This window comes from Nocardia sp. NPDC058497 (genome assembly GCF_042720195.1).
Taxonomy (GTDB): Bacteria; Actinomycetota; Actinomycetes; order Mycobacteriales; family Mycobacteriaceae; genus Nocardia.
On record NZ_JBHXMY010000358.1, the window covers coordinates 1 to 6,202 of the forward strand.

At 67.4% G+C, this 6,202-nt stretch carries 6 protein-coding genes; 2 read left to right on the forward strand and 4 right to left on the reverse strand.

The window, feature by feature from the left end; genetic code table 11:
* Together ACFWPJ_RS21810 and ACFWPJ_RS21815 are read right to left on the reverse strand one after the other, a co-directional pair.
* Positions 1-2,105: AMP-binding protein (locus ACFWPJ_RS21810; protein ID WP_378854061.1), on the reverse strand; the 2,105-nt coding region annotated here is incomplete at its 3' end.
* Positions 2,102-3,628 carry a carboxylesterase/lipase family protein gene (locus tag ACFWPJ_RS21815; RefSeq protein WP_378854063.1) on the reverse strand — a complete coding sequence of 509 codons (1,527 nt, stop codon included), beginning with the start codon at positions 3,626-3,628 and terminating at the stop codon, positions 2,102-2,104. The genes ACFWPJ_RS21810 and ACFWPJ_RS21815, both read right to left, overlap by 4 nt.
* Positions 3,629-3,707: 79 nt before the next feature.
* Here ACFWPJ_RS21815 and ACFWPJ_RS21820 point away from each other — a divergent pair, with 79 nt between their 5' ends.
* Both ACFWPJ_RS21820 and ACFWPJ_RS21825 read left to right on the forward strand, forming a co-directional pair.
* Positions 3,708-4,466 carry a uracil-DNA glycosylase gene (locus ACFWPJ_RS21820; protein ID WP_378854065.1) on the forward strand — a complete coding sequence of 253 codons (759 nt, stop codon included), beginning with the start codon at positions 3,708-3,710 and terminating at the stop codon, positions 4,464-4,466.
* A 9-nt stretch (positions 4,467-4,475) separates the two neighbouring features.
* Positions 4,476-5,012 carry a DUF488 family protein gene (locus ACFWPJ_RS21825; protein WP_378854067.1) on the forward strand — a complete coding sequence of 179 codons (537 nt, stop codon included), beginning with the start codon at positions 4,476-4,478 and terminating at the stop codon, positions 5,010-5,012.
* Between the two features lie 278 nt (positions 5,013-5,290).
* Here the strand turns inward: ACFWPJ_RS21825 and ACFWPJ_RS21830 are convergent, their stop codons facing one another.
* Both ACFWPJ_RS21830 and ACFWPJ_RS21835 read right to left on the reverse strand, forming a co-directional pair.
* Positions 5,291-5,812, reverse strand: a complete 522-nt coding sequence (locus ACFWPJ_RS21830) for a DUF2231 domain-containing protein (protein WP_378854069.1) — start codon at positions 5,810-5,812, stop codon at positions 5,291-5,293.
* Positions 5,813-6,002: 190 nt separating this feature from the next.
* Positions 6,003-6,202 (reverse strand): Rieske 2Fe-2S domain-containing protein (locus tag ACFWPJ_RS21835; protein WP_378854071.1); only part of this gene is annotated, 200 nt, incomplete at its 5' end.

A 6,202-nucleotide genomic window follows, 5' to 3' on the forward strand; every position in this document is an offset into this window, starting at 1 on the left:
GAGACAGGTACGTTTACCGGAACGTCGACGTCGAGAAGTTCCCGCAGCAACGTCGAATACGACAGGGCTGCCAGCGAATCCCCACCCAGATCACCGAACCGCGCATCCGGGCGCAGGTCCGAGGCCGCGCAGCCGAGCACCGCTCGCGCGGCCCGAGCGACCGTGTCGAACAGCGGAAGACCCGTAGCCTCGCGGCGCAAACTCGCCAGCTCCGCCTCCTGATCCCGCACCATCTCGTCGTACAGCGCCTCCAGGCGCTCCCCGTAGTGCTGCTTCAGCTTGGGCCGCAACAACTTCCCGACACCCGAGAGCAGACCGTTGGCGATCGAGAACGGTTCGGGCTCGATCAGGAAGTCACGCGGGATCTCGTACGGCTCCAGCTCCGCGACGGCGGCGGCACGCTGCAACGACGCGCCCACCGCCGCCCGCAACCCGTCGGCCGGTGCGGCCAGCGCCGCCTCGGTCGGCACGACAACAGCCAGCAGATACGCGCGCTCACTGCTGCCGTACACATAGATCTGGCGCACCAGTTCGGCACCGGCGAAGATCGCCTCCAGTCGCGACACCGTCACGAACTCGCCCTGCGACAGCTTCAGCACATTGTTGCGGCGATCCACATAGGCCAGCCGGTCGGGTGCCAGCTCGGCGACCACATCCCCCGTACGGCAGAAACCGTCCTCGTCGAACACCTCGGCGGTGACCTCGGGACGCCGGTAATAGCCGGCGATCATGGTCGTTGTCTTCAACAGCAGTTCACCGCGCGGATACGGCTTGTCGGTGCGGAAATAGCCGAGCTCCGGCACATCGACGAGCTTGTAGTCCAGCACCGGTGGCCGCATCACCTTGGTATCGAAGATGACGCCCCCACCGGTCTCGGTGGAGCCGTACCCGTCGTGCAGCCGCAATTGCAACACCGACTCCACGAAACCGCGCAGATCCGGCGCGATCGGTGCGCTCCCGCACAGCACCGTCATCAGACGGCCACCCAGCAGCTGTTCGCGCAGTTCGGTTTTCACCTCGTCACCGAGCGCGTCCAGGTCGACGCCGGGCCGCGAACGCCGATCGACCTCGCGCCGGAACCGCTGCAGGATCATGTCGCACACCCGCGGCACCAGGAAGATCTCCGTCGGCCGCACCCGTTCGATGTCCTCGAACAGGGTCGACATATCCTGTGCCGCAGCGAAATACGCGGTCCCACCGCGGGCGAGCACACCGTTCAGAGTCAGCCGGGCGGCGATATGACTCATGGGCAGGAAATTCAGATTGATGACGGCATTCGGCCGGGCATGCTGCCACCCCGCCGCGACGAGGCGATGGGTGTACATCGCACCCTTGGGTGTACCGGTGCTGCCGGAGGTGTAGATCAGCATCGCCAGCGGATCCTCGCCCGCCGCAGGCACCGTCAGCGGTGCAGGGTCGAGCGTCCGGCCTCGGTCGACCTTCTCGTCGATGGTGTGGAGCGCGACGGTGGAGCCTGCCACAGTCAACCGCGCGCGAGCCGCGGCGAGGGCATCGCGATGATCGTCGTCGTCGGCATGATGGTCGAACACCAGCAGCGTGCGTGGTGACGCACCGGCGAGGACGGCGTCGACCGCGATCGCCAGATGCGCGGTGTCCACCGCGAACACCCGCGGCCCCGTCTCGTCCAGTATCGAGCGCAGTTGCGACAGACCCGCACCCGCCTGCAGCGGAACAGCCACCGCACCCAGATGGATCGTCGCCAGATCGAGCACGGTGTAGTCGGCGCCGGTGAAACCGAGGGTCGCGACGAAGTCGTCCGCCGCGACACCGTCGCCGTGCCAGGCAGTAGCGAGAGCTCGGGCACGTTCCCACACCTCGCGGTAGGTCAGCAGTGCGAACTCCGGCAACAGACGCCGCGTCGCGCGGCCACCCTCCGACACCAGTTCGGTGCGCCGGACTCCCAGCGCGGGCCGGTTCGCGTACGCGGTCATCACCGTCGAAACGATCTCGGCCAGCGGGAGACCGGGCGTGGTGACAGCCGCGTGGACGTCCTCGTCGGGTGTCGCCGCGCGGATCTGCGCGTCCTCGGCGTAGAGCGTCTTGATGCGGTGAGCCAGCCGGCCTGCGTCGAGATCGACGGTCATGCCTCGGTCTTCCGATCGACGGCACCCGGCAGCGAGATCCGAACACCTTGCCACGCTTCCCGTTTCGCGGCATCCGGGTCGATCAGCACGCGGGACGGATGGTCGATGATGCAGGTCGCCCTGCGCTCGGCCGTGTAGGGCGTCCAGGTCGGCAGAGGCTTGCCGGTGGGGGCGAAACTCAGCCAGTTGTCCTGGACCAGATCCTGCACGGACCGGAACGCGCGCCGCCCACCCGCCGACGTCATCGCCCGGCCGACCGGCGTATCGACCCACCCGAACACCGGAACCAGGTCGAGCGCGTGGGTCGCGCCGAAACCGGCCAGCCGCACCGCGCGCGGCGCGAAATCGAAGCGATAGGCATACGTCGGCGCGAACCGGCTGTGGCCTTCCAGCACGGCCAGCGTCGGACGCCAGAACAGGAAATCACCACCGATGCGCACCGCGGTCCTGGCCGCGGGATAGCCGGGGTAACTCCTGATCACGCGCTGCTCGGCGCCGGGATCGCAGCGCCCGAACATCGACGTCAGCTGCTCGGGCGTATGCGGGACCGACTTCGCGAACCGCTGGAACAGCGTCGCTTCGTCCCGGTTGGTGCCGATGATCAGCGGCACCGGATGCGCACGGCCCGCGGTGATCGCATCGATCGGCGCTTCCGGCAGGAAGTCACCGTCGACCACCGGGGAGTAGGCGAAGCTGCCCGGCAGCTCACGCAGGGACCGGCCGAGCGCCCGGTCGGCCGCCCGGCACAACTCGCCCGCCGTGGCCGTGGTCAGGACACGCGCGGCGTCGGCGGGGTCGGCGCCGAGCCGGTGCAGGCAACTGCGGGCGAACCGGCGAGCTTCCTCCGGCTGTGCCGTCCAATCCGCCGGTGCGCTCTGGGCGATCGCCCGGTGGAACAAGCCGCGTGCCGCGGGCGTCGCCAGCAGCGTGATCACCGCGTTCGCGCCCGCCGATTCACCGAAGATCGTCACATTGTCGGGATCACCCCCGAACGCGGCGATATTGCGCTGCACCCACTCGAGCGCCGCGACCTGGTCGCGCAGCCCCAGATTCGACTCGAACGGCCTGTCCGCCGTGGAGAACTCGCTGAAGTCGACATAGCCCATCGCGCCGAGCCGGTAGGTCACCGACACCACCACGACATCACCGCGCACCGCCAGTCGCGCACCGGAGTACATGCTGGCCGCGCCGATGAGGTAGCCGCCGCCGTGAATGAACACCATCACCGGCCGCGGGGTCGTCGACGGTGTCGCCGGGGCGGTGACATTCAGGCTGAGACAGTCCTCGCCGGTGGGCTGCCTGGTGCGCGGCCCGGTGCGGGCGCCGTTGGGATGTTGCGTCGCGGCGAAGCCGAACTCCGTCGCCGAACGCACCCCCGTCCACGGTTGCACTGGTTGCGGGGCGCGGAACCTCAGTTCCCCGACGGGCGGGGCCGCATAGGGCAGGGCACGCCAGCTGAGGACTCGACGGCCCGCACGACCGCGCACGACTCCGTCGGCGGTCACGATCTCGGTGGACACCATGCACTCACAGTACGTGGTACCAGCGGTACCGCGCAGGCAGTTCGGTCACCTAACGGTCTGCGCGGAATAGACTGGTCCGATGGCCGGCGTCGACCCGGAAAAAGCCCCGCTCGCAGCAGGGAACGCCCAGACCATCGCCGAACTCGACTGCCTGGTCTCCACCTGCCGCGCCTGCCCTCGCCTCGTCGCCTGGCGGGAAGAGGTCGCCCGCGTGAAGCGAGCCGCCTACCGGGACGAAGAGTATTGGGCCAGGCCGGTTCCCGGCTTCGGACCCGACGATGCCGAGATCCTCGTTGTCGGCCTGGCTCCGGCCGCCAACGGCGGGAATCGCACCGGGCGGATGTTCACCGGCGACCGCAGCGGCGACGTCCTGTTCGCCGCGCTCCACGCCGTAGGCCTGGCGACCGGCGCGCACTCGGTCAGCGTCGACGACGGCATCGAACTGGTGAACACCCGATTGACCGCGCCCGTGCACTGCGCGCCACCGGAGAACAAGCCGACCAGCGAAGAACGGCACCGATGCGCGCCGTACCTGAGCCGCGAACTCGAACTGCTCCGGCGGTCGGCGAGGGTGATTGTCGTGCTCGGCGCCTTCGGGTGGCAGGCGCTGTTCACCGTCCTGGCCGAAGGCGGCTGGCACGTCCCCCGGCCGCGGCCGCGTTTCGCCCACGGCACGCAGGTCACCATCACCCATCCCGACGGACGCGCGATCACCGTCCTCGGCTGCTATCACGTGAGCCCGCACAACACTTTCACCGGACGGCTCACCCCAGCCATGCTGGAGAACGTCCTCCTGACAGCGAAGCGGATCGCCGAATCCGAACGCACCGTCGCCTAGGATCGACCGGTGCTGACTGTGTACACGATCGGCCATTCGACGCGGACCGCGGAGGAACTCATCGGTCTGCTCCATGCCTACGACGTCACGCAGCTGGTCGACATCAGGACCGTGCCGCGATCCCGGCACAATCCGCAGTTCGGCCGCCAGGAACTACCCGGCACCCTACGCGGCGCGGGCATCAACTACGTCTACCTCGCCGCACTCGGTGGCCTCCGGCACGGGCCACTCAGCGACGTCAATGCCGGCTGGCGAAATGCGTCGTTCCGCGCCTACGCCGACTACATGCAGTCACCGGAGTTCGCCACGGGCATAGACGAACTCGTCGACCTGGCGGGTTTCGCGCCGACGGCGATCATGTGTGCCGAAGCCGTGCCGTGGCGGTGTCATCGCTCGCTCGTCGGCGATGCGCTGCTGGTCCGTGGTGTGCGCGTGCTCGACATCATGTCAGCCACCCGTGCGCCGGAACATCAGCTGACGAACTTCGCCCATGTCGACGGAACCACCATCACCTACCCCGCCCCTGCCGACCCCCTCCCGTCCTGAGCTTGTTTTATGCCGTTGTTTTGTGGTTAGCGGCCCAGTGTCGAGAGGGATTTTTCATTAGTAAATGCGCATATCCACGTATCGATATGTTTAACTGCCGTTCCATCGGCCGGGTCACCCGAGTGCTCGAGCCTCTCGGTACCAACGACTCATTGCAAGTCACTCGCTTCCCTGACCCACGATCGCTGCGCACCGCACCCCTCCCCGGCGCTGAGTGCCCGCCGCCCACTACCCCACTCCCCCAGGGATTCTGGCCGGTGCAGCTCACCACTGGGTGATCAGTGTTGTGATGTACCACGTGTGAATCCGGCGGCCTGGGTGGTTTCGTCGGCTACCCGAACGCCGTAGTGATAGGCCAGTTCTCCGCCGAGGTAGCCGGAGACACCCAGAACGGCCAGGCTCACCGCCGACAGCGCCAGCTGACCGGCAGTGACCGGCGCGTCCGAGTATGACAATCTCCACCAGAAACCGGCCGCGAAGGCGATCGTCACGACCAGGTTCAGTCCCATATGGACCAGGCCCGTACGGAACGCGGGCGTGCCGGTCGGAATCGCCAGCAGATCCAGCACACCGACCGCGGCGGCGACCAGCGCACCGAGCACACCGATGGCGATCAACCAGCGTGCGCCCTGAGCCAGGAACGCGGGATCATCCACGATGTGGGAACCCACGTCGAAGATCAGACTCGCCACCCATGCTCCGATCGGGACGGTGACCAGGATCGGATGGAACGGGTGACCATACGGGCCCGCGAGAACCGCGTTGACCGGCCGCTTGGCCTGTCCTGAATCAGCGTTCACAACAAACCTCCGTGGCGTTCTGTGATCACATCATCGGCATGCCGGGAATCATGTTCAACAGCCCCATGAACATGTTCATCATCTGCATGCACATCTCGGGCATCATCATCACGATCACCTCCTCCCACACCAAATCCAACCCACCTTCGCCCTACCCCGAATCGGTGCGATCATGCACCGCGCATCGCCTCTATGAGGCGGTTCCCGACGGGTCGCGAGCTTCGAGGGGCATGGTGGCCGGTCCGTGGATGACGGTTCCGTCGACGCTGAACCGGGACCCGTGGCAGGGGCATTCCCACGCTCGCTCGGCGTCGTTGAACGCGACGATGCAGCCGAGGTGGGTGCAGGTCGCCGAGACCGCGTGCACGACCCCACCCCCAACGCGGTACA

Bases quoted from the DNA above. Each gene is read 5' to 3' on its own strand.
- ACFWPJ_RS21815 (WP_378854063.1), bottom strand. From the start codon at position 3,628: ATGGTGTCCACCGAGATCGTGACCGCCGACGGAGTCGTGCGCGGTCGT.
- ACFWPJ_RS21820 (WP_378854065.1), top strand. From the start codon at position 3,708: ATGGCCGGCGTCGACCCGGAAAAAGCCCCGCTCGCAGCAGGGAACGCC.